Source organism: Paenibacillus sp. FSL R7-0179, from assembly GCF_038002265.1.
In the GTDB taxonomy this organism is placed as follows: Bacteria; Bacillota; Bacilli; order Paenibacillales; family Paenibacillaceae; genus Paenibacillus_AQ.
Genome location: NZ_JBBOCC010000002.1, coordinates 1,048,638 through 1,073,491, shown reverse-complemented (window position 1 = coordinate 1,073,491; position 24,854 = coordinate 1,048,638). Strand labels below are relative to the sequence as shown.

The 24,854-nt window shown below is 46.4% G+C and carries 10 protein-coding genes and 1 riboswitch; all 10 genes read right to left on the bottom strand.

Annotation, left to right across the window (positions count from 1 at the left end; genetic code table 11):
* Positions 1–209: 209 nt before the first annotated feature.
* The 10 genes from MKX63_RS21160 to MKX63_RS21115 all read right to left on the bottom strand — a co-directional run bounded on the left by MKX63_RS21160 (position 210) and on the right by MKX63_RS21115 (position 24,843).
* On the bottom strand, positions 210–758 hold the full coding sequence (locus MKX63_RS21160) for a hypothetical protein (RefSeq protein ID WP_341019831.1): 549 nt from the start codon (positions 756–758) through the stop codon (positions 210–212).
* Positions 755–10,537 (bottom strand): RHS repeat-associated core domain-containing protein, encoded by a 9,783-nt coding sequence (locus MKX63_RS21155; protein ID WP_341019830.1) that lies wholly within the window; start codon positions 10,535–10,537, stop codon positions 755–757. The genes MKX63_RS21160 and MKX63_RS21155 overlap by 4 nt, the downstream gene beginning before the upstream one ends.
* 25 nt (positions 10,538–10,562) lie before the next feature.
* Complete coding sequence (locus tag MKX63_RS21150; RefSeq protein ID WP_341019828.1) at positions 10,563–11,357, bottom strand: hypothetical protein; 795 nt, start codon at positions 11,355–11,357, stop codon at positions 10,563–10,565.
* A 14-nt stretch (positions 11,358–11,371) separates the two neighbouring features.
* Positions 11,372–12,310: a hypothetical protein gene (locus tag MKX63_RS21145; RefSeq protein ID WP_341019826.1), complete on the bottom strand. Its 939-nt coding sequence runs from the start codon at positions 12,308–12,310 to the stop codon at positions 11,372–11,374.
* A gap of 22 nt (positions 12,311–12,332) precedes the next feature.
* Positions 12,333–15,659 carry a fibronectin type III domain-containing protein gene (locus MKX63_RS21140; RefSeq protein ID WP_341019825.1) on the bottom strand — a complete coding sequence of 1,109 codons (3,327 nt, stop codon included), beginning with the start codon at positions 15,657–15,659 and terminating at the stop codon, positions 12,333–12,335.
* A gap of 25 nt (positions 15,660–15,684) precedes the next feature.
* Positions 15,685–19,161, bottom strand: a complete 3,477-nt coding sequence (locus MKX63_RS21135) for a fibronectin type III domain-containing protein (protein ID WP_341019823.1) — start codon at positions 19,159–19,161, stop codon at positions 15,685–15,687.
* Positions 19,162–19,862: 701 nt separating this feature from the next.
* Positions 19,863–19,965: riboswitch (cyclic di-GMP riboswitch) on the bottom strand.
* A gap of 85 nt (positions 19,966–20,050) precedes the next feature.
* Positions 20,051–21,268 carry an MFS transporter gene (locus tag MKX63_RS21130; RefSeq protein WP_341019822.1) on the bottom strand — a complete coding sequence of 406 codons (1,218 nt, stop codon included), beginning with the start codon at positions 21,266–21,268 and terminating at the stop codon, positions 20,051–20,053.
* A gap of 80 nt (positions 21,269–21,348) precedes the next feature.
* A complete protein-coding gene (locus tag MKX63_RS21125) occupies positions 21,349–21,894 on the bottom strand; it encodes a hypothetical protein (RefSeq protein WP_341019820.1) in 546 nt (181 codons plus the stop codon).
* Between the two features lie 130 nt (positions 21,895–22,024).
* Positions 22,025–22,444 (bottom strand): DUF350 domain-containing protein, encoded by a 420-nt coding sequence (locus tag MKX63_RS21120; RefSeq protein ID WP_340755540.1) that lies wholly within the window; start codon positions 22,442–22,444, stop codon positions 22,025–22,027.
* Positions 22,445–22,476: 32 nt separating this feature from the next.
* Positions 22,477–24,843 carry an endonuclease MutS2 gene (locus MKX63_RS21115; RefSeq protein WP_341019818.1) on the bottom strand — a complete coding sequence of 789 codons (2,367 nt, stop codon included), beginning with the start codon at positions 24,841–24,843 and terminating at the stop codon, positions 22,477–22,479.
* Positions 24,844–24,854: the final 11 nt, after the last annotated feature.

Sequence of the window (24,854 nt, the reverse complement as noted above, 5' to 3'; positions counted from 1 at the left end):
TTACAACTATATATAACTACAACTAATATAACATTGCGGCGGGGACTTTTGGAGGGAGGTGTCTGGTTACTTGCTATTATGTGGAAAGATTACGTTGTTACTGTACTTCAATTGAAAAAGAAAATTAAATAGAATAACGGGTCGATTATAGTGGAAGACTATAATCAAACCCATTTAATGAATGCCTCTAAAAAAATTCACAACAATCGTTATTTATCTATTTCTAAAAGAATGACCGACACGTCACTTAAAGAAGTATCCGCCGTTAGTTCATTTTGCAATAAAGCCATCAATAACTTAGTTACTTTTGAAAAAATTGCTTCGCTAGAACCAACCAAACTGTGGGCACCACAAGCAAATGTAATCCTTCCTGAATAATGCCAATTTGATTTAATAGCAGTTTCCTTAGCAGAATTAAGAATAATCTCTGCATATTCAGAAGGAATACCTAAATAAATCTCCTCTTCCCTCATCTCTAATTCTGAATGGAACATAGAGTTGGAACTATCCCCTATTACGGTTTTTATTATTAACTCTGATGTTTGATTAGATATGAATTCAACACCCAAAAATGCATAGTATGAGCTATTACGAGGAAGTTTCAATTCCAAAGCCATTTTCTTATCCTCAGAAACTACTGGTTCAGATAGTTGCAATGTAACTTCTAGCTCTTGGACCTCTTGAATAGAGATTGAAGGCAACTCATCCTTCCATAAAACCATTTTTCTAAATTTACCTAAATCATTAAATATTTTCACTTTTCTAACCCCCAAAATTTATACCAGGAAGAATTGAATTCTTCAGGCATAGATTTAATAACATCAGGATGATATACACTAAATCGAGAAACTTTATATTTTTGCAAAACTAATTCATGAGCAGAATCATAGTCCATACCTTTTTTCATTTTTGTAAATTCAGAAACTTCATGCATGTAAAAACTAGCATCAGCTCCTGCCAATGATTTACCATTTTCCATAGCACTTTCTATCCGTTGTATCATAGCTTGATTAGGAGCATAGGGATCAAAAGTAGAAATATGGTTTTTCACGATATCAAGCCCTTTTTGTGATACGTTAATTTCCATCCCTTCTAGTTTCCCTAATCCTTTTTCCGTCGCTCCAGAGTAATTAGGATTATACGCTCCAGTTCTCCCTCCACCTTCATTGACAGGACCTATGCTCTTTTCAAGCTTATTGATACTACTTGAAGTACCTGTCTCCATCTCCTGCTGAAGAACTTGTCCAGATCTTTTCAGTTTACTATACAGCCCGTTAGGGCCACTCGACAACATCTCCTGAACAGTCTGATTCCCTACTGCTGCACTAGTTTGCTGTGCTGCTTTCTGGATCGTTTTACTTCCGGCTATTTCAACTGCATCCTTTACCACAGCTGCTGTGGCAGCTTTCCCTGCAATTTTTGCTGTTATTTTTTCGGTTACTTGGATAGCACCTTTAACGCTAGACTTAACAAATGCGGCTTCACCAAACGTAGCAACGTTAAGGAGCAAGTTGGCAGAACCTGCACTTCTTTGCAGGAACGTTTTGTCCTTCCCGAAAGCAAGCTTAGCATCGTCGCCTATCATTAGGTTAAACGTATTAACAACTAAGTTCTTCGCTCCATTTTTAATCGAATTAAATACAGAGCCGCTGCCCGAGCTCTTTGCAGCAGACTTAACAGGTACAGGATCTTTCTTAACAGATGTTTTAGCTGCCTGGACAACTTGTTCTTCTTTCTTTGCTTTTTTTAGATCTGCTGCCAAAACTGTATTTTGCTGCTGCAACTTTGATATTGCAGCGGCGGCTGCACTTCCTGCTGCTGATGGACGTGAGCTACTAGTTGAGCCACTTTTTGATGTTGCCGGCGGCTTTGTTACCGTGGCTGGTGGAGTTGCTTTATTATTATTTGCTGGCGCTGACGAAGCAGACTTCTTCAAATTCTGTGCAGGCTTCGTTGGTGCTGGCGGCTCTTGTTTTGGAGGCGGTGTGGACGCCTTCTGCTTAGCCAGAAACAGATGCTCTTGGCGGTCCGCAGCAGCGTCGTTTCGGTTGATCTGGCTTTGAATGGAGCTTGCCGTTGCTTTGTGGCCAGTCGGATCGATATACTGAATCGGATCATTATTGGCATAAGTGTAGAGATTGAGACTGAGCGGGTTATTGTCTTCCCCCCAGTAGCTGTCTTCTGACAGGAAACGCCCGATGTACGGATCGTAATAACGTGCCCGAAGGTAGTACAGCCCTGTCTCCCCATCATAATACTCTCCTGCATAACGGATGGATTCCGAATAGGACTCGATGCTTAGCACAGGATTACCAAAGACGTCGTAGTCATATTGGTTCTGTACTTCTCCTGCAGATGATACAGTTTGCACAACATCTCCGTGTCCATTGAACAAATAATAAGTATATGCCTTAGCCTGATTCATTCTGGCAATGTAGTTAATACCCCGGATGTAACGGACGCTGAGCTTGCTGCTTCCGTCCAGCTCCAGAATCACATGCTGACGGTCATATACATAATTCGTTTCCTTTGCTATATTCCCTGCTTTAGCACTGCTTACCGTTTTCTTTACCCGTAAGCCGTCTCCATTATAAACATAATCTACAGTTGTGCGATCTCCCGCCTTCACCTTGACAGCTTTCGTTAAACGGTTGAACCCGTCATAGACTTGAGTTACTTTTTCGATAAGACTATTAATTTCTTTAGTCTGTGCCTCGTAAGTGTCTCCCCCGGTAGACTGGTGCATTGCTGTTGTATGGGGCTGGGTATAGGCTGTCCGTTGGCTAAGCTCATTCCCGTTCTTATCAAAAAGATAATCTACAGTTTTGAGCAGCAACTCCTTCCCTGATGTATCGCTCATCCGCTCTTCAAGCTTCATCAACTGATTACTTGAAGAATACAGGTAGTCACTCTTCTTCAATTTATACTGAAGTGCTTGCTTGGTATCCGGGAAGATATAGCTGCTAGGCTGCAGCGAGGTATAGGTCTCCAGCATAGACTGCCGGTTTCCTGCCCTGTCATAGGCATAGACAGTCGTCTTTCCCGGTGCTTCTACCTGCTTAATATGGCCAGCATCATCGTAGCTGTATGCCGTTGATCCAAAACTATCTGTCTTGGTAATCTGCCGGCCAGCATCATCATAGGTATAACGGTAACTGGAGATCTCAGAACCATTGTTCCGTTTGTTTGTTAAGGTTAGCAGACGATTGTTCAGATCGTATGTATAGACCTCCTTGAGACCATCTTCATACTGTACCATCGTACGGTTGCCATTCTTATCATAGGAATAGGCAGTCTCTTTACCATCATAGTCTACAAAGGCCATCCGGCTGGACTTGTCATACTGGTAAGTTGTGGTGTAGCCCAAGGTGTCTGTCACCGATTCTACATTTCCAATTACATCGTAAGTGTATTTGATCTGAACCTTACTGTCTTTACTAATCTGGAGCAGCTGATTCTGGGAATTATAAGTGTAGCTATACGTTCCGCTCTCATCATTCATGCCCGTCCGATTTCCAGCTTCGTCATAGCTATAGTTAATTTTATCCCCAGTCTCTGCTACTCTCATCTCAGTTAACAGATTCTGATTACTATATAAATATAGTGTACTATTTCCCTGACGGTCGATCATACGCTGCTTGTTCAGTGCCAGATCATAGGTGTAACTGATGGTTGCATTGCCAGCATCCGTGACGGATTGCAGTACCCCAAAAGATCCATAGCGGTACTGGGTAACTTTACCTCTTCCGTCTTTCATGGACTGCTTGTTGCCCATACGGTCATAGCTATAGCTGATCTCCACATCCAGCGCATCAGTAACCTGAGTTAAACGTCCAGCATTATCATATTCATAACGAATAGAGTTGCCAAGAGCATCCGTTTTTTGAATAAGGTTACCGTAAATATTGTACTGATAAACAGTAGTGAAGTTACTTGTGCCATTTTTACTTGCTAATACCGGATCAATAACAGCAGTCACACGATTGCCTAAATCATAATGATAAATAATTCCATACCGGGAGCCATCGGTCTCTCCTGCCGCATAGCCTTTAGCATCAATGCTCTTGACCATATTGCCCTTCGCATCATAAATCTTCTTGCCGACTACTGTACCATATGGGTCAATGGTAAGAGATACTCTATTTAATTTGTCATAGGTGTATGACATACTGTAGCCCTTGGCATTGGTATCCGCGATTTTATTCCCTGCCAGATCATAAGCTGTTGTAAATTTGTTGCCTTCCGGGTCAGTAACTACAGTAACCCGGTTAACAGGATCATACGCATACTGTGTTACGAATCCCCTCTCATTCTTATCCGAAACTCTATTCCCTGCTGTATCATAGGCGAACTGTCTTACGAGCTCTGTTGAACCTTGAGCACGAATCACCTTTTCCACACGGTTCATAGCATCATAGGTATAATTTACAGTGTATGCCTTGCGGTTAGCTGAATCAGTGGACAAAAATCCGTTCGCTCTAGGATCTGCTTCTTGAATTTTGTTGCCTAGCACATCATAGCTGTAAGTTGTAATCTGCATGATTCTATCCGGATAGGTTGAATCCATTAGATTAGCTAGATTAGGCAGAGTTGAATAACCTTCAACACTGGCCTTATCCAGCCACCCGATCCGTTTCACCATGCGGTTCTGGGAATCATACTCATACTGCTCCACATCCTTGAGATCGGAATCTCTCAACTTTTCTGATTTGATGAGATTACCATTCTTGTCATACTCCATGGATGAGCTGGCACCGCTGTTGTCAATGACGCCTTTAAGCAGATTGTTATCGAAATAGATATAAGTAGTTTCCCGGTTAGCAGAATCTTCTTTGGATCCCGATACAATCTTCTTAGTCATATTTCCTGCTGCATCATAATGGAAGCTCTCTACAGCGTAAATCACGTTTCTGCTCTCATCGAGTGCAAGAGGTGATTTCTTTTCGATGAGCCTGTTTCCGGCATCATAGTTGAACAGGGTTATGCTGTCTGCTTGATCTTTTACCGACACCAGATTCCCGTTAAGATCATATTTGTTTTCAACTGTATACCCGTAGGGGTCTTTTACAACTTTTTCTTTGCCAAATGAAGTGTAGCTGGTAGTAGTTACTGCTCCAAGCGGATTGGTCTCGGAAGTCTTTCTGCCCTGCTTATCAAAGGTATACTCGAAAAACCCGCCATCTGCATAAATAATTTTAGCAGGTGTTCCGTCAGGATTGACTTCATATGAAGTCGTGTTGCCCCGTTCATCCGTTCGAGCCAGCAAATGATCAAGCACATCATATTCATACCGTTTACTGTCGCCCAGAACATTGGTTTCTTTAATCAGCCGGCCAAGCCCATCATATAAATAGGTTGTACCTTTGGAAGAGCCAATATTGCCTGAGTACCTGAGACCATCCACTTTTTTGGACATCTGTCCCTTAGCATCATATTCGAGGTATTCCACGACCGTCCCTTCAGGAGATACTGTGGATAGTCTGCGGTTCATCTTGTCGTACGTATACGACATCCCCTTCATACTCAAGACCTGATTGGTACTATCCAGCTCTTTCTTGTATTGATTAGGTGAGATTTCCCGAATCAGATTACCACTTAAGTCATAGATGTATCGTGTTACAGCCAATCCGCCGTCTGCAGCGGGCAGACTTTTACGCAGCACACGATCAAGTGCATCATATTCATAGCGGGTTTGCATTCCAATGGAATTGGTCTCGGTTAGTACATTGCCCGCAGCATCATATTGATATAGTGTTGAACCTTTCATAGCATCCGTCTTCTTCAGCAGCTGCTTATCATAATTATATTCGAATGAAGTTGTGTTCCCCTTGGCATCGCTCTGGCTTAACAATTGATCATTCTTAGAATAGGTATAGGTTGTTGCTGCCTCCAGACGATCCACATATTCATTGTCAAAAACAGCCCCCGGTAAAAAACCTGCACTGATATCTGCAGTCTTAACCAGTAAAGCACTTTTGGTAAGCCGTGATCTGGAGTCATAGCTGTTCCGTGTAATATCATAGTTATTATCGCTACTCTTTTGATAAGTCGTAATCACATTCCCGGCACGGTCGTAATCCTGTTTACTCTCTCTGCCAAACGGTCCTGTAATCTGAATAACTCTTCCGCCCTTATCATAGATCTGCTGAGTAAGATCCCCCATGCTGGTCTGAGTTACGGCTCCATTTTTATTAGAGACAATGAGTTGAAAGGTTTCTGTCGAGAGTAATTTAGCAGCTTCATCATACTTCATTAGGGTAAACCGGTAATACGTATTGGTTTGATCCGCACGAATATATTCTTTTTTGGATATTTGATTACCCGCTAAATCGTAACCGTAGTAAATAGACTTCCCATTCTGGTCTGTGCTTTCCAGCAATTCGCCTTGCGATGAATAACGGAAGGACTCAGAAGTGCCGTCTGGATATTCTATTAGATAAGGAGAGCCAAAAATAGTATTGTAGCTTTTGGTCTGTTGGCCTGACTTATCTGTGTTTATAGTGACCCATTTACCTGTAAGATCATAGTCAACTGTCGTACGTGAGCCGTCAGCATAGGTTGTTTGCTTCAAACGGCCTCCAAGATCATAGAGATATGAAGTAGTATGAACAAGCCCGTCAGTCTCGCTCACTACATTACCAGAACCATCATAGATAAGCTGTTTGCTGATTTTTCGGATGCCCTGTTGTTTGTTATCATACGCAGCCTGGGCTGAGATAATCTCAACAGGCTTATCAATAACATTATATTGATATAACAGACCTATAGACTGCTCTGGATGAGTAGCATTATACCCTTCTCCATCGACATCCTTAACAAGGTTGTCCCTACCATCATATTCCTTGTAAGCAATGACCTCACGATTGGTTCCGTCAAAGGCAATAGTCTTTATTAACCGGTTCTCTGCATCATACATATTCTCAATGCCAGGAGCCTGTTCCATAGCAAGAGCAGAATATCTTGAATCCACAGTTTTTAACAAATTGCCCATCGTATCATACTGATAACGGCTTGAATTCCCCAAAGGATCAGTTGTCCCTATTGCAAAACCTAATCCATCGTAAGTATAAGAGGTTGTCCGCTCTGTTCCATCAATTACTGACGTCTCAGCAATCAGATTGCCGGACTTGTCGTATTGATAACGGCTGATTCTAGGCCCCTTGTCATTAAAAGGCTTGGAGGTAGATACCTTAAGATTTCTATAGTTGTACGTATTCTCCTCAGTATCATAACCCGTACCATTGAATCGCCTCATCTTCAGAAGGTTTCCTTCGAGGTCATATTCATTTAATGTCTCATAGGCCCCTCTTTCTACAAGTGATCCGTCCTCCCCTTTTTCTTTGGATGATCCTGTCTCTGACGTTATGTTTCCGGCAAAATCATATTGATAATTCTGTACAATCTGTTTTGTCCCAGTTGAATCTGCGTATTCTACAGTTTTAGTTTTGTTCCCGTTTGCATCATATTCGTTAGATGTGTGAGAACGGGTAGCAGCGTCCAGGCTGACATATTGATCTGTCACTTGGTTGAGCGAATCATATGAAAAGGAGGTTACTGAAGAATCCTTGTTAGCTCCTGCTGAATACAGCCCTTGCGTAAGTTTAATCCTGTTATTCACCGCATCATATTGGCTATTTGTATAGAAATAATCCGAACTTCCCGCCTGATAGATTTTTTGAATGGTGTTTCTACCCAATCCATCGTAGATCCACTCTGTGGTTTTCCCGCCGGGAGCCTTCTCGGAGACAGGTTGTTCCATCGCGTTATAGCCATATTCTGTCGTGTTACCCAGCGCATCAGTGGCGCTAATCTTTCTTCCCAAGGCGTCGTAAGTGTAACGGGTAGTATGCTTGCCTTCGTCAGTGTCTGTTATGAGGTTGCCGACATAGTCATAAGTGAAGGTTGAGGCGTAATACGTCTGACGATCCGGCGTAACCTCTTGCTTAATCAATTGGCTCTCCAGGTCATAGTAGTACCTTTTACCATAACCTTCTTCATTCGTAATCGTCATACGCATAGGAAACTGGGGAGAAGAGTTGATCTGATAATCAATTTTCACTGCTGCCTTAAGCGCCTTATCATTGTCATAGAAGGATTTCTCTACAATCTGCTGATTACTGTCGTAGGCATAGCGTGTGCTATGTCCATTACTATCAATTTCTTTAGTCAGATTGCCAAAAGCATCATATTGCAGGGAGGATAACCTCTTCCATGTACCTTGGCTATTGATGCTATGGCTCAACAAATTCCCCTGAATATCATACTCATTCAGATACTTGTAATTCCCCGCATCCGTATACTGAATCTTGAAGTTAGCATACGGACTCTCCTGATAATCGTACTGGAGTGCCTTATTATCTGGTCTGATGTTCTTGAGTACACGGCCCACTGCATCGTATTGATACGATGTCTTGTTGCCATTCGCATCGATTTCACTAAGGATATTGCCGGTCTGCATATCATAGGCATAGGTTTTGGCAGAAGTCTTGCCATCCGCCTGCTGATATTGCTTGGTCAGGTAAGCCCCTTTGGTATTTGTACCATTGGCGTCGATACCATATTCATAGTGAGTGGTGAAATCCTGGGAACGGTCATGTGCCGTTTTACGGATCAGATTGCCATAGGAATCATAGGCGTACTCTGTGACTAGCCAGGGATTCGCCGGATCATTCGTTGCTTTGCTCTCTTTAATTACATTGCCTTTACTGTCAAGCTCATAGTTGGTCTGAGCAGATGTATTCTGATCCAGCTTCCAGGTCTTCTGGGTCAGAATATGATATTTATTAATATCATAGGTAAATAGTTCGGTGTGTTCATTGTTCACCGGATAACCCTTGCTGTCACGTTCAGCAATGGGTCCGGTATGACTGGTCATATTGCCGTACTCATCATAACGGTAGTTCTCAATGCTATGAACCGGCTCACCTGTAGCCTGCCCGCCAGTCACTTGATAGATAAGCGTCTCCTGTTTCTTGACCAGCTTCAGTTCATCATGCTCACTGGTAACGATCTCCTTGTGATTTTTGCCCAGCTTCTCAGTGAGAATCATTTCCTGATTACCGTTGTATGTATATTTGACCGTGCTGCCGTTAACATCTGTGATGGTTGTGTAATAACGGTATGTATCTTTTAGGTAGGCCTTATCATCCTGCTTATAGTCTGCCGTGCCGTACCCGTCAGCTTCATTGGTATAGGTGTAGGTCTGCTTGTTATAGGTATCGGTTAAGAGTTTATCCAGAAAGTTGGGTTTGGCAGGATCGAAGCCTTTCTTGATCAGATCCTTACTCTCAAAAATCTTTCTGTACTGCATACTGCCTTCGTTCAGCCGTTTGGTGTAGGTGTTATATACATAGCTCTTCGCCTTGTTGCTCTTCACTTCATCTACCAGTACAAGATTCTCGTAACGTGAATACGCAGAATATTTATCTTTATTGAAGTAGGTGAAGCCCAGATCAGGCTGCTCATACCAGAACATGAATTTCGGTTTCGCATCCGTGTCATATACTCTTTGCAGCCGGGTCCGTATAACATGCTTGGAATCATTAACGAGCGCCGCTGACTTGTCGTACACAATACTTTTATCGCCCGGAAGATGGACAATCACTTGGAACTTACCCTTTAGATCTCCGGAATCCGTATTATTGGGGCTTTGCGATGCGTTATAATAGTTGTTCGCATTTACAGGAGAATCAATGCTGATCGGGCCTACTGTGTAATTGATGTCCTCTTTGTATTCAATCGTTGTATCGCGGCCCACCGAATCCGTAATTTTGGAGATCAGCTTTTTGTTAATGGAATGACCATCCATATAGTAATTCAATGACTCATACTGAAAATTAATAGTGTTGCCATACCGGTCCACGATTCCCAAGATCCGGCCGTCTTCGGCAAAATAGGTACTCTTCCCATCCTTGCCTGTCATTACATACTTGGAGGTTCCGTCTGCTTGTCCATTCTGATAAGCGGCAGTCTCACGGACTACTACATCTTTCACAGTCTGGCCCTCTGGCAAAAATACATAGGCTCCGTCCAGATTCGCAGGCTTAAGACGGTATACATCCCCGCTGTCCGTATGCAAAAACCTATGGCTGGAGCCGTCCGAATTCACCTTCACTTCAATACTCGGGAAGGAGAAGCGCATACCCATGCCGAGGTTATATCTGTCTTCATAGAAGGAGGAGGTTTTGGCATAAGAGAAGGCCCTGTCTACCCAGGCTCCGTCTACATAATTCACTTCCATCTCTTGCACATTCGCTGTTTCATTCTTATAGATTCGTTTGAATTCAAGATCTAATCCGTTCTTGCCAGGCAGGACATAATCTGTCTGAGTGATGGTTAGTGAACCACTCTGAGGGCTAATTTCGTCAATCGTTTCATTGGTTCTTAAATATGCCGGTGAGAGCATAGTATTGTACTTTTGTTTGGGACCAACCAGATTGTTCAATTGATCCTGTAAGGTCTCGGCACTTGCTGCCGGTAAGAAAAACATCATCAAGATAAAAGAAGCCAATGATATTCGGATACATGCTTTCTTCACAAAGCTACCCCCGTCTGCCTGTTAGTTATTGCCCGTACTTTTCCGTATAGGTCTGGGCCATGATCATTTCATCTGAAAAACCTTGCGCAACTCTAGTAACTACAACTTTGGCAGACTCTCCAAGCTTCTGTGCCAGTACAAAAGCATGTGTAACCTGCTGCTCGGAAAGCTTATCATCCCCAGTATATTCACGAACTTCTTCCGCTGTTATCTGAACCCTTGGAAATGGATTTCCGCTGTACAATACCTTTTCCCGTTCAAAAACGCTACTCCATTTACCACTTTTCAGCTTCTCATTCAATAAATCTCCAAACAGCTTGCCGGTTACGAAAGATAGCCTGTCCGCGATCATAATATCGTCAGAGGTTGCTCCTTGCACCTGCATTAGCAGCTCTAGTTCTTCTGATTCGAAGGATCTGGGGATAAACTCTTTATGTGTCTCACGATATTCTGTGAAAAGCGTCTCCCAGGACTTGCCTGCGCTTCTGGCCGCAAGCATTGCGTTCCAATCATTCACATTACCGAAATTGTGGTATAAGAAATCATAAGCGGTTAATACCGCAGCACGGCTATAACCATCAGCAACCAACTCTTCAATCTGCTTACGGTATGTCTCTTGAACACTGAATTCTTTCAGGAACTGATCATATGAACTTTGAACCACTTCAGACTGCACAGGTCCAGCGTTCATTCCATGATTGTCCCCGGTCTCCGCTTTAGGAGTAACAGCCACTTTGGCATAGGCCAATACCCCTGCCTGGAACACCAATACCAGAATGATGATTAAAGCAAAAGCTTGAATGACCTTGCGTTTGTTCATTCCTCTTAGCTCCTCTATTTGTAATTAGGATTCATTGCCTGAATTTCTTGTCTGAGCACTTCACCCGGATTTTCCGGCCTCACGTCCTGCACCGTAGGCGGGTTAATATCCGGAATCAGCGATTCCTTATCTTCGGTTACAATATTATTGGGGTCAGGTTTCCTCTCTGCAGCTTCAAGATCGGGTGCTGCCTTCCCCTGCTGTAATTGCTCCAGCATCCGCTTCTCCAGAGCGTCCAGTGTTACCATCTCGCTCTCTTTGAGTGTGATCGTCTGCTGCTCTTTATTCTCCTGATACGCTTTGGGGTCAGTGATATATTCCTTAAGAGTCAGCCCAATCTGAAGCGACAGTAAGTATTCATTCATTACGGCCTCCATGGAACCGAACTCCTGTTGCAAGGTAAGCAGGAGTGTAACCGCCTCTCCCTCATTAAATTGCTCGTTAATTGTTACGTACGCAGACTGTAAATCCTCTTCAGCCGAGCCGGATCGTTCTAAGGATGCTTCCGGCTTTTCCACAATCGATGCTGCACTGCTGACAACTTCTTTTAACTGCTGCATCGTTCTCTCCGTGAGCATTTTAGCTTCCATGATCTCGTCATCCTGGAAGCCCTTCTGATGAAGTTCCTTAAGTAATTCCTCACCCAGACCAGCCTCATGAAGCAGATTTGAACGCCCCTGCTTGTCTTCCGCATTGTTCGCCGGAAGCTGCTGCTTCAGAGTCTCCGTAATTTCATTCCATGACGAACCTGATTTTTTCATTTCCATAATCTTTACTGCCGCAACTCCGCTCAGGTTAGAGAGCTCAGCCGCTGTCTGTTCATCTTGTTGCCGGGAGGACTCTTGTACGGCTGAATCCCGGTTAAGTCTTGGAAAGGTCACAATGGCTGCTTCAGCCAGCAACGCCACTATGATTGCTATGGATATATATCTGTATTTTCGCTTGCGGATCATGAACATTCTCCTTCAATATCATTCAATCTACCGTAACTTTTACGCTGCTATCGCCCGTTATTTTCGACTTGAAGGTGAGCGTAGCAATCTCTCCAGACCAAGAGGTTCCGGGGACAATATTCTGATCGACAGAATAAGTAATTTTCCCAGGGGTATATGAAGCAGTTAAATTAGAACCGGCAATCCTTCCGCCAGAAAGATCTCTGGCTGGAGTGAAATCATATAAGTCGATTAATTCAAGCTCATCCGGATTATAGGTCGCCACAAATTCCAGTTCACTGAAATCCTGTACATTCTGAGCCAGCAGAGTCAGACTTGCTTCCTTATCCTTCTTGACTTTAAGCACGTAATCCGGACTGGTAGTACTCTTCTGTAGAGAAGGGCTCCAGGCCGTCACTCCTGATGTATTTTTTGCTCTTACACGGTACGTATGAGTGGTTCCCGAAGTAAGCTCGTTATGCTGATAGGTTATATTGTTACCGACATCAATCGTCTTTCCATCTACTTCAAGCTGGTAGCCATTCGCCCCGTCCATCTTCTCCCAGCGCAATTCAATCGAGTTGTTTTGGGCAAATCCATCTATTTTGGAAGGGGAGTCAGGCAGGTTGGGAAGTGTAGAGAGTGCTAATACTGCCACCCAGTCTCCACGTTCATTTCCTTGCTTCACTCTAATTTTATAGAGATGGTATTCTTCTGCTTGCAGTCCGGTATGATTGTAAATCGTATCCGCAGCGTTATCCAATAATTTGCCGTCTACTTCTATTTCATATCTTGCATTCGCGGCAACCGTATCCCAGGACAGGGTAATAGACTTATTCGTCACTACCGCTACCACATTAGTTAAGGAATCTGTATTCATTCCAACAGGCATGGTAGTCATGGCTATCGGTTTGGACCATTCACTTGTTCCGCTAATATTAGCGGCTCTGATTCTATAGGTATGTTTGGAATCTGCCGCGAGCTGGTCATGCACGAACAGGTTCTCCTTCACAGTGGTTATAGTCCCGCCATCCACTTCAATATCGTAAGTATCCGTATGAGGAACATTGTGCCAGGATGCTGTAATCTGTCCTTCATCCGCTGTTGTCATGATGTTCGCGGGTACATCCGGTATTTCCGGATGAGTGGTTACATCCAGAGGAGAGCTCCACTTACTTTTGCCTCCTATATTAACTGCGCGAATTCTATAGGTATGACCGCTAAGTGCACCTAATCCTTCATGTGTATAGCTGGTCAATTGCTTGTTGTCGATAATTAGCCCGTCCACTTCTATCTCGTAGCCGCTGGCCCGTTCCATCTCCTCCCACTTCACAGTTACCGTATGAATATCCTGCACTGCAGATATCTTCGTAGGGGTCTCTGGCGGATTAGGCCAGGTCTGTTGTATGGCGGGCGCGCTCCATTCACTCACCCCTCCTGTGTTACCGGCTCTTACACGATAGGTATGATCCGTTGAAGGTTCCAGGTCTTTGTGCGTGAAGGAGTTAAGGGTGCCGTTATCCGTCACAACTCCATCGGCTTCCACTTCATACCGCGTAGCATGAGGAACCAAATCCCAGGTTAATGAAACGAACTTCTGCGATGGGACTGTCAATAAATTGACAGGAGAAACCGGCGGTTCAGGCAGTGTCATTTGAGTAAAAGCCTGACTCCAGCTACTCGTACCTCCCGGATTGATAATCCTAACTCTATAGATGTGTTGAGTATTGGGTAATAATCCATTATGAGTATAGGAAGTATAAGTTCCATTATTGATAATCGCTCCACCTGCCTCTACCTCATAACCTAAGGCACCTGCTGATGAAGGCCATGCAAGCTTAATCCATTGCTGTGAAGCTTCTGCAGTAATTCCGCCCGGTGCAGCGGCTAGTGTTGTTCCGCTTGCCGGCCCTCCGAACCCTGTCTCTACCCCTTCGTTATTTCTTGCTTTTACCTGGACGGAGTAAGAGGTATTCGCTGTTAAACCGTTAATTACTACCGTCTTATTAGACGGGGTAAACCATACAGGCGAAGAACTGAGAGTGCCGGCAGGAGTAACATATGCAGTACCCAATTGAATCAAATATTGGGTTGAAGCTGCATTCTGATCATGAAGCTGCATGATTAAGGATGTTTCACCATTTTGCTGAACAGATATGGCCGGAGCTTGTGCTTTCGTATAGACATTCTGCTCATGGACCGCACTATTCCCTACTTTATCTCTGGCTTCAATCCTGGTATAAAATGCAGTATTTGGCATTAATCCTGTTGCAGTAAAGCTTGGCTGTGTAGTCCAGCCGCTCGACTGGCTTCCGACTGTGTAATGATATGGAACGTTATCCAATCCTGATATGGAATCTGTGGCTGTTCCCGATATCTGAACCTGTGAGTCGGAAGAAATAATATTGATATTTCCAATTACCGGAGGAGATTTATCTACAAAGATGGTTACCGAATTCTGGGTGGTGACTTTTCCGTCATTGGCTGTAAAGCGGATGGTATGACTGCCTTCAGCTAAAGCTGCTATGTTCAATGGACTAAAAGATACGTTTTGGGTTGTAGCTGTATTGGTTATCGTCTTACTTTCCCTTGCAGCTACCTCTGAATCTATATAATATTTCAGCTCCAGCGCATCACCGTTCGAATCTGATACCCCTATTACAGGAATGAACAGGGAGCTTGGGCCAATTTGCTGACCGTTGGGTGTGGGTATGGTAATTGTAGGGGCTGCATTGGAGGTTAAATTTTGTGCTGGGAGATATTCAGATAGTGAGTTTCTCCATCCATTAGGGGGGTCATTCACTTCGTGTTGATTATCTCCTGCACTGACCAAAACACTCACCTCTGATGGAATTTCACCAGTCAGCGGCTCCTCCCAAGGATAGCTAGGATAGGCAACTAAATCACCTTCATTAGTTATGAATTTGTTATTTGACTCACCCGTAGTCAAGTTTTCTACGCGTTTATGCGTATAGGACCCTGCTCTTGAACTGCTGCTCGAGTTACTCATATAAACAGCTATGTCCAGATATCTAGTACGTTGCATGTCAGGGTACCAATAGGTTCTGGAACCTGAGGTCATAATGGCCGCCTTATCCAAAGCAATATCGTAACTCATTTTTCTTGAAGATAAATCAAAGCGTATGTTTTTGACCGTAATTCCCGGCATATCCAACGTAATTTCTGCAATATTCCCCATGTCCGGAACATATCCAGCCGTTTTTATGAAACCATCAAAGTGAAGATCGGCAAAGCTGATAATATTAGACTCCCCTGCTGCTTTAACCTGTGATCCCCCTGGGAATAGAATCAACGTAACCATTACAAAAACACATAAAATAGATATCCATCTTTTCAGCATATCCTTCATAGTTCCTCTCCTACCGATATTAAATCTACTCTATGGTATAGGTTACTTTAGTAAATTGATTAGTCAGGGCAGTGAAGATAATAGTGTTCATCGCCGCCTTATTGCTCATTTGTACGTTGAAGACTATTTTTCCTGGTTCAAACTGGATTACATGGATTGGTGTCCCTGCAATATTGCCAGTCCCAAGCTCCATTTCCGGAGTCTCTGCACGCAGATCCATGACCTCAAGATCCTTGGCATTATAGGTGACTGTAACTCTGCGCTCGGATTTGTCACTTTTATAAGGGATGATCATTACAAAATTAAGCGGAGAGTCCTTTTCCGGCTTGATCGTTACTGCAGGAGTGGTTGTTTTCTTCAAAAGCTCTGACCAGTCGCTGGTGGCTCCTGCATTCTTAGCCCGGACACGATAAGCGTGCATTGTATTGGGTTCAAGGCCACTGTGTGTATATTCCAGCAGATTGAAATTCGAAATTATTTGCCCATCTACTTCCAAATCATAGCCGGATGCACCATTCACTGAATCCCAGACAAGCTGGACTGAATTCACAGTAACATCGCCTCTAAGGTTCTTAGGTACCTCCGGTGCTGTGACCCCAGTGATAATCGTAGTCCATTCACTCCAATCACTGACGACCTGAGTGTTCTTGGCACGTATCCGGTAATTGTGCTTGGTGTTAGGCAACAAACCGGTATGTGTGAAAGCAATCTTGCTGCCATTGTCAATCATTGTACCGTCAGCTTCAATTTCATAACCGGTGGCTCCCTTAACAGAATCCCAGGATAATCGGATTTGATTGCTCTTGGTCTCTGTCTTTACGTTTCCCGGAATCCCGAGCACGGTTGAAATCGTCAGCGGTTCGCTCCATTCTCCAAGGAAGCTTCCCTGCTTCGCTCTGACCCGATAATTATGCCAGGAATAGGGTTCTAATCCAGTATGCTTATAGGATAACGATTCTTCATTATTCAGAACTTCGCCATCTACCAGGAGATCATAGCCAGTCGCACTCTCTACCTTATCCCACGTAAGTTCAATACTTGTATTCTTGGCTAAGGCCTTCAGATTAGAGGGTTTGCCGAAGGTAGTGGTTGCAGATACGTATTTGCTCCACTCGGCAGCTCCCGCCGCATTTACAGCTCTTACCCTATATTTGTGGGTGGAGAAGGGTTCCAGCTTCTTGTGGATGTAGAGGTTATCCGAAATATTACGTATCGTTGCCCCATCCAATTCAATATCGTAACTTAACGCACCTGCAACTATGTCCCAAGTTATTGTAATTTCGTTGCTTTTCGCCGAAGTCTGAATATTAGCAGGAACACCCGCATGAGTGGAGTAAACCATCGTTTGGGTCCAGCTTCCGACTCTCTCTTCATTCCTCGCCCGCACTCTGTAGGTATGCTCTGAATTCAATGCTAGCTGTGAATGTGTGAATTCTAGCTTCAATTCATTATCAAGAACGTCTCCATCTACCTCGATGTCATACCCCGTTGCTCCGGTAACCGGGTCCCAAGCCACATGTACAGAGCTTCCTTCCACTTGTGCTGTAAGATTCTGCGGAACTCCAGGCAGAGTATGCACGGTGATGGTATTGCTCCATTCACTGATTCCATCATTGTTCTTAGCTCGTACACGATAGCTGTGCTTGCTGTTAGATTGCAGGTTGTCATGTATATACGAATTATCCATGATGTTATTACTAACAACTCCGTCTACCTCCAAATCATAGGAGGCGGCTCCTGATACAGCATCCCAGTGCAGATGAACAGACTGCTCGTCTGCCGTTCCCTGCAGCTTGGAAGGCACTCCAACCAGAGTAGTCTTCGTAACCAATTCGCTCCATGCCCCTGCTCCGCTGCTGTTCACCGCTCTGATGCGGAATACCTTAGGCATGTTCGGATTCAGATCAGTCTCCTGATAAGTTAGCACGGCTCCTATATTCTTCGTGCTGTTATTAACCTCTATTTCATAACTGGAGGCTCCGGTTACCGGCTCCCATTCGAGAGTAATGGTATGGCTTGTTGCCTTCATTTGAATATTCAGCGGTGCAGCCGGTAAGGTCCAATAAGATGAAGCTATCGACCACTCCCCTTTGATGTCTCCGCTGATTGCCCGGATACGGTAGAAATGCTCAGTTCCCGGACTAAGCCCCCCCTTGGTAAACCCAGGTTCACTGCCAAGGACGGTAACTTCCTTATCAAATTCGATCTCATAGCCGTCCGCATTAAACAAAGAAGGCCAGCTGAGGGTAATCGATGTGTCTGTTGCACTCGCATTTACTGCAGGTATAGAAAAAGGTCTTAAAGATACAGAGGGAACCACTTCACGAGTCTGTTGCTCGCTCTCCCACAATAAGCTGGCCTGAGGGTTGCCCATATCATTAGCGTATTCCATCTTCAGGTCATATTTTTTACCGGCTTCAAGCTGGATGGTGCCTTGCTCCACATGCTGCTTCGTTGTCCAGGCATCCACCAGAAGCTGATCATTCACCCAGAGTCTGACTCCACCTGACGTTCTGGCGGAAAAGGTATATTGATCTGTATAGTTAGGTTGAATTTGCCCTGTCCATCTTACTGAGAAATGCTGGTCTGCTATTCCCGGCACACCCAGAACAGGTTGGCCAGCCAAAGAAATAGATTCATCCACCTTCACGGCCTTCTTGCCCGTAAAATCATTGCCGCTGTAATACTCGGCCTTAAGGCCCGATAGAACATACTTCAACAATGTACGTCCAGCATGCTCATTTCCCGTATGTATTATAGGTCTTTGGTTCGAGATGACATTACCGCCTACTGCAAATAATCCGCCCGTGGTGATATTCAGATGATTATTCACACTGACATTGTCCCGGACGAACAGATCACCCTTGGTTACATTCAGCTCTGCTTTTGAATTATTGGACACTACTTCTCCAATAGACATTTCTTCGTCTACATTCATAGTTACCATAGTATTGATATTCATATTGCCTTGTACTACTATCCGTTTCGCGGATAGATCGAGCGAGCCATTGTTATAGACCAAAGAACCTGCAAACAATTCATTATCTACATGTACATTGGAATTATTATTTAAATGCACAGTCCCTTGTACCCATAGGTTACCTAGATTCTCATCTGGTGCAGGGTTGATAACATTAACATCCAACGCTGTATTGGCATTTAATCCTCCACGGAGGATTAACGACCCGTACACCGTTACATTCAGATTCCGGTTCGTATTCATGCCGTCGACGATTAGAATGACAGGCTGTTCTGCGCTTCCGAACGTCACGCTTGATTCTAAATTCAATTGTCCGACTGCAATAATTGCAGGCTTCTTGCCGCTGGAGCGGATAGAGCTTTGTATAGCTTCAATGTCCGAATTTACTATTGCCACTGCATGTTGGCTAACCTGCTGTATTTGTTGTTCAATAGATTCTATTTGTTCGCGGATATGGCGGGAGATTTCTGCCTGCAGGCCGTTCACCCTGATAAAAGGCGGAGCGTTGTGTATGTTGGTCATGCTTCCCGATAGAAGAACTTTGTCACCAGCAACCTTATTGGGTTCAAAAGGCAGGCGGATTTGAGGCGGGATCAAGGCGGGAGTGTATGTATTAACCAATGAAAGTTCTATGCTATTGAGAGCCGTCTCAATTCCGGCAGCATGGATTTGACTTAACGTCAGTCTTCCATCTTCGACAGCAACCTTCTTCTTAACCGTTCTATGCTGCCCTGCTTCAAGAGTGAGTCCCTCCATCACTTTGATATTCTCAACTGAAAGCGAGTTGTTGCTGCTATATACAGAGTCACCTACGGTTACTGAGACTTCATAAGTCCCATTGTCTAGTGCAATTTCCCACTTTCCATCCGGATGGATTCGTGTCAGGCTGCTTATGCCGGAGTCATCGTATGTATCTCTTGCGACTGTTGCATCGGTATGATCCATATTCCAGCCGTAGGAGTATTGGTTTTTGACGCTAAAAACGGCTCCGGAATCTGCAAGCTCTCCGTCCTGTACAGGAGCATCTTCGGGCTGAAACCGAATCCTGAGAATACTGTCCTGTGCGGAAATCTTCATCCCTGAGAATTCTACAAAAGGTGCAAGAAATTGAGCCAGAATGATAAAACACAGTACCTTACATATAAAGCTTTTCCTATTTGTCATAAAAGACCTCCGCTCATTTAACACTTCAATCAAAAAAAGGGCGCAAAAAAACCACCGGAAAGAGCGGCCCGGCTGCCATTCACAGGGTGGGTATCTCCCGCCCTGTGGTAAGGCCCGTGGCTTTGCGTCCCTGACTTTCGTACAGGTTTGCCTTTTTAGTTCTAATGGTTAAATTCATGCGAAATCATTTTGAATTCACTTCAAATCCAATCTGTACTTACCTTGGCAATAATACCCTATATTTGAATCATATAATATTGTTATTTCTGTGAACGTTTAAACCCAGCACCCTCCGCACCACCACCCAACTTCCCAGCGGCGCGGCACCCAACAGCAGCATGAGCAGAGTTAGGGTCTGCGGGGACTGGTCCAGTGACAGTACGGCGATGAAGATCAGCAGGCCGAGGAGGCGGCCGCTCATCAGGCTAAGCTCCCTCAGCACTACCCATTCCACACGTTTGCCGGCGCTCTCCTCGGACACTCCCATAAGGTCGAAGCTGGTGGACAGCATCGGCAGCATGTAGAGCGGAAGGCAGAGTGAGGTCCCGATTCCCATGATTAGGAGGGTGGTAAAGTTCACCTTCCACAGCAGCGGAAGAAGGAAGGCGATGAGCAGCAGACTGCCTGCCAGCATACCGCCGAGGCGGGCACGGGGCTTAAACCATCTGCCGGCCGCATAATAACTGATCAGAGAGACGGCCGAGGTCAGCAGGGCGAACTGCCCCAGCTTGCTCTCCTCCTGTGCTGCAATGTAGACGAGCAGACCGATCAGGAAGGAGAATACGCCTTCCCGGATGCCCTGGAACACTAGCGCCGCCGCAACTGGCCGCCAAGGACTGCGCCTGCGCGCAAGCTCGCGCCAGGACTCCAGCCAGAGATAGGCTTCGCCGCGCGGCCGTTTGCGCAGCCCGAAGCTGAGCACAGCAGCCACCCCATAGATAGAGAGCGACAGTATGAATACCATGCGGTAGCCTTGTCCGCCTTGCCAGCGGGAGATCATCCAGCCGGACACCCAGGGGCCGGCTATTCCCGTCAGGGAACCCAGCAGACCCATCCACCCGTTATAGAAATCGCGGTTTGCAGCGTCCGTAATCTCGAAGAACACAATATTGAACGCCAGCCAATACAGCCCGATGGATAGCCCGAGGACCCCGCCCAGCGGCCAAATGAAATGCACTGCCTCTCCTTGCAGCCACAGCACCAGCAAATAAAAAAAGCCCGATACGGCAATTCCCAGCCGCAGGGCATTCATTTTGTTATGCTCTTTCACCCACTTGCCGCCCAGCCAAAAGCTGAGACCTATGGCAAGCTGCTGGGCCACGGTGAACCAGCCGATCATGGCGAAGTTCTGCCGGCTTTTCCACAGATATACGTTGAGGAACGTCCCTGCAAGCACTGTAGCCAGAAGGTATAGCCCGCCTACAGCTAGCAGCAGCGCCGCCTGTCCCCGTTCTGAATCTCTCATGCTTAGCCTCCCTGCTCATCCTTGGACACTTCATCTATCCATAACATGTCCAGATGGCAGGGAAAGCATGAATCCGATCTTTATTCGCCTGCGGTGCTGAGATTGCGGACAAGCTGGATGCGGTCTTCCTGTGCCAGACTATGCTGTACATGGAAGCAGGAAGGGCAGACGTACAGATTCAGCGCGAAAGGAGGCTTCAGCACGGCTGCGCCGCTAAGCGCTTCCGGCGTTGCCGGGGTGAACCCGTCCACCTGCTGCGTACCGGAGTGAAGCATCAGCTCATGGCATTGCGGACATTCCGGCGCTTCCAGCTGGGCAGCCAGAATTGCGGAGACCTTGTCCTCATAACGCTTCAGATCATAGTCATCGCCGAACTGGCCCAGCGTACCCCATACAGGCACCACGCTATCCTTGTCGTCGTCATCCCACAAATTATCATCGCTAATCTCTTCCTCCCCGGAAGCTTCCTCCGCAACCGGCTCGTCATCCTCAAGATCCTCTGCACCTATCGTTACTGTGCGGTAACCGCTAAGCTCGTTATTGCAATGAGGACAGGTATCCTCGGGTCCAAACTCCTCATCCCATACAATCTCGGTGTGGCACCATGGGCAAACTGTTGTCTCCATCTGTATAATCTCCTTCGCTTACTCACATTCGGTTCAATTCACCGTTAAATATATAATGCCGGCTGCTACAAAAGCCAGGGCTGAAATAAACAGAATCCGAATCAGCAGCTTCATCTCCCTGCCCCCTAATTCAGAATATGGCCGCGCCGATAACATAGGACAAGGATATGGAGAGCAGCATGGCTGTCAGTCCTACGGCCCGGTTATCCGCAGCAATCTCTTCATCAATTGAAAAGACCGGAGTAAAAAACTCGAACAGGAAGTAAGCCAGAAGCAGCAGCAAAAAGCCTACAAGAGACCATTTCATCGTCTCATAGATCGATGCCCCTGCTTCAATGCTGAAGCGTAAGATGTTGCAGATTCCGAAGATTTTGCCTCCGGTTGCCATAGCTACGGCTACATTCCCCTTGCGGATTTCTTCCCAGCAGTTGTATTTCGTCACCATTTCAAAGAAGGACAGAAAGACGACCAGCCCCAATATGGCGACAGTGAAGTAGCCTAGCAGCGCCCCCAGCGGATGTTCCAGCAAAAGATCAATATTATCCTGCACACTTTTCCCTCTTCCCTGCCGGACTATGGGCGCTACTCCAGTTCAGCTACCGTCACACCCGCGCCGCCTTCATTATAGTTCCCGAGCCGATAGCTTTTGACATGCTTATGCTTGCGGAGATATTCCTGAATTCCTGTCCGCAGGACTCCCGTCCCCTTGCCGTGGATAATGGAGATCTGCCCCAGATTGCCGAGAAAAGCTTCGTCGATGAAGCGGTCGGTCTCCATGATGGCTTCCTCCAGGTTCGCACCGCGCAAATCAAGCTCATTACGGATATTCTCATCGCGTGTACGCTTGACCGTTGTCGCCCTGCGCAGAGCCGGCGGAGGAGCATCCGGTGCGGAGGCCAGGAATTCCAGATCACTCAGATTGACCTTCATCTTCATGATGCCGAACTGAACAACAGCCTCCTTGGTACCGCTCAGCTCAACCACAAGGCCCTTCTGATTCACATTCGCTACCTTAACTTCATCCCCCGGCTGAATCTTGCGCGGCGCCTTGACCGTGCTGCGCGGCACAGCCTTCTTGCGCGGTGCAGGCTCAGCTTCATCCAGCCGGCGGCGGGCTTCAATCAGCTTATGCTCCTTGACGGATGCGCCTTCCTCCAGCGCCAGGCGGCGGAGGCCAACGATAATCTCCTCGGCTTCCTTCCGTGCCTTGGCCAGAAGTTCGCTGGCATCCTTCTCTGCCTTCTCGAGACGCTTGTCGCGTGAGCCCTCCAGCTTCTCCAGCTCCTGCTGCTGCCGCTTGCGGAATTCCTCCGCTTCGCGGCGGATCTCTTCCGCCCGTATGCGTTCGTTCTCTGCGGTAAGCCGGTTCTCCTCAAGGGAGGCAATCATATGCTCAACACGCATATCTTCTTCCTTCACTTCACCGCGCGCATGCTCAAGGATCGCACTTGGCATCCCGAGGCGTTCAGCAATGGCGAACGCATTGCTTCGTCCAGGAACACCGACCAGCAGCCGGTAAGTAGGACTCAGGCTCTGCACATCGAATTCCATGCTGGCATTAATAACGCCTGCCCGTTCATAAGCGTATGCCTTGAGTTCACTATAATGTGTAGTGGCAACCATCCGGGATTCCGTCCGGTGAATATTCTCCAGAATTGCTATCGCCAGTGCGGAGCCTTCGGCCGGATCTGTTCCTGCACCGACCTCATCGAGCAGTATCAGGCTCTTCGGTGTCATCCGCTTGAGAATGGATATAATATTCGTCATATGGCTGGAGAAGGTACTGAGGCTCTGCTCAATGCTCTGCTCATCGCCAATATCGCCGTAGATCGCATCGAAGACACACAGCTGGCTGCCTTCCTCGGCCGGTATGAAGAGACCCGACATCGCCATCAGGCTGAGCAGGCCAATCGTCTTCAGGGTCACGGTCTTCCCGCCCGTATTCGGTCCGGTCACGATGATGGAGCGGTAATCATTACCCAGCTCCACATCCAGCGGCACAACCTGCTCCGCCGGAATGAGCGGATGGCGGCCCTTGCGCAGGCGCAGGTATCCGCGGTCATTCATCCGCGGCTGGGTAGCCTTCAGGTCGCGTGCCAGACGCGCTTTGGCGAAGATGAAGTCCAGCCCGCCGAGAATGTCGATATCATACGCCATCTCCTCGGCAATATCACCGACCAGCGCAGTGAGCCGGTGCAGGATGATCTCGATCTCGCGTTCTTCGCGCAGCCGCGTCTCCCGCAGCTTGTTATTCATCGCCACAATGGATTCCGGCTCAATGAACAGTGTTGCCCCTGAGCCCGACTGGTCGTGCACAATACCGCCGAAGTGGGCCCGGTACTCAGCCTTGACCGGAATGACGAACCGGTCACCACGGATCGTCACAAGCTGATCCTGGAGCATCTTCGAGACCGAAGACGAGCGGATCATCGAATCCAGCTTCTCACGGATACGTGTCTCTCCCCCGCGCAGCTCGCGGCGGAGGGCGGCAAGCTCCGTGCTCGCCGAATCCATTACATCGGCGTTCTCGTCAATACACATGCGGATGGCATCTTCAACAGGCTTCTGCTCCGACAGCAGATCACTCTGTGCAAAGAGGGTAGGAACGCTCTCATCGTCATGCATGGCATGAATGAACCGCTTCACCCTGCGGGCCCCGCCAATCGTGTTACCTACCGCAAGCAGCTCTGCCGTACCCAGCATTCCGCCAATTGATGCACGCTTCAGCGCAGGCCGGATATCGGTCACGCCGCCGAATGAAGGAATTCCCTTCAACCGGTCAACATTTACCGCCTCATCCGTAGCCTGCAGGAGCTTCTTCACCCCTTCGAAATCACCGGAAGGCTTCAGGAGCTCGGCGGTCAGCCGTCCCATCGGCGTCTGCGTATACTGCATCAATTTATTTAAAATCTTGCGATATTCAAGCGTATGCAAAATTTTGTCGTCCAATTACTGTCACA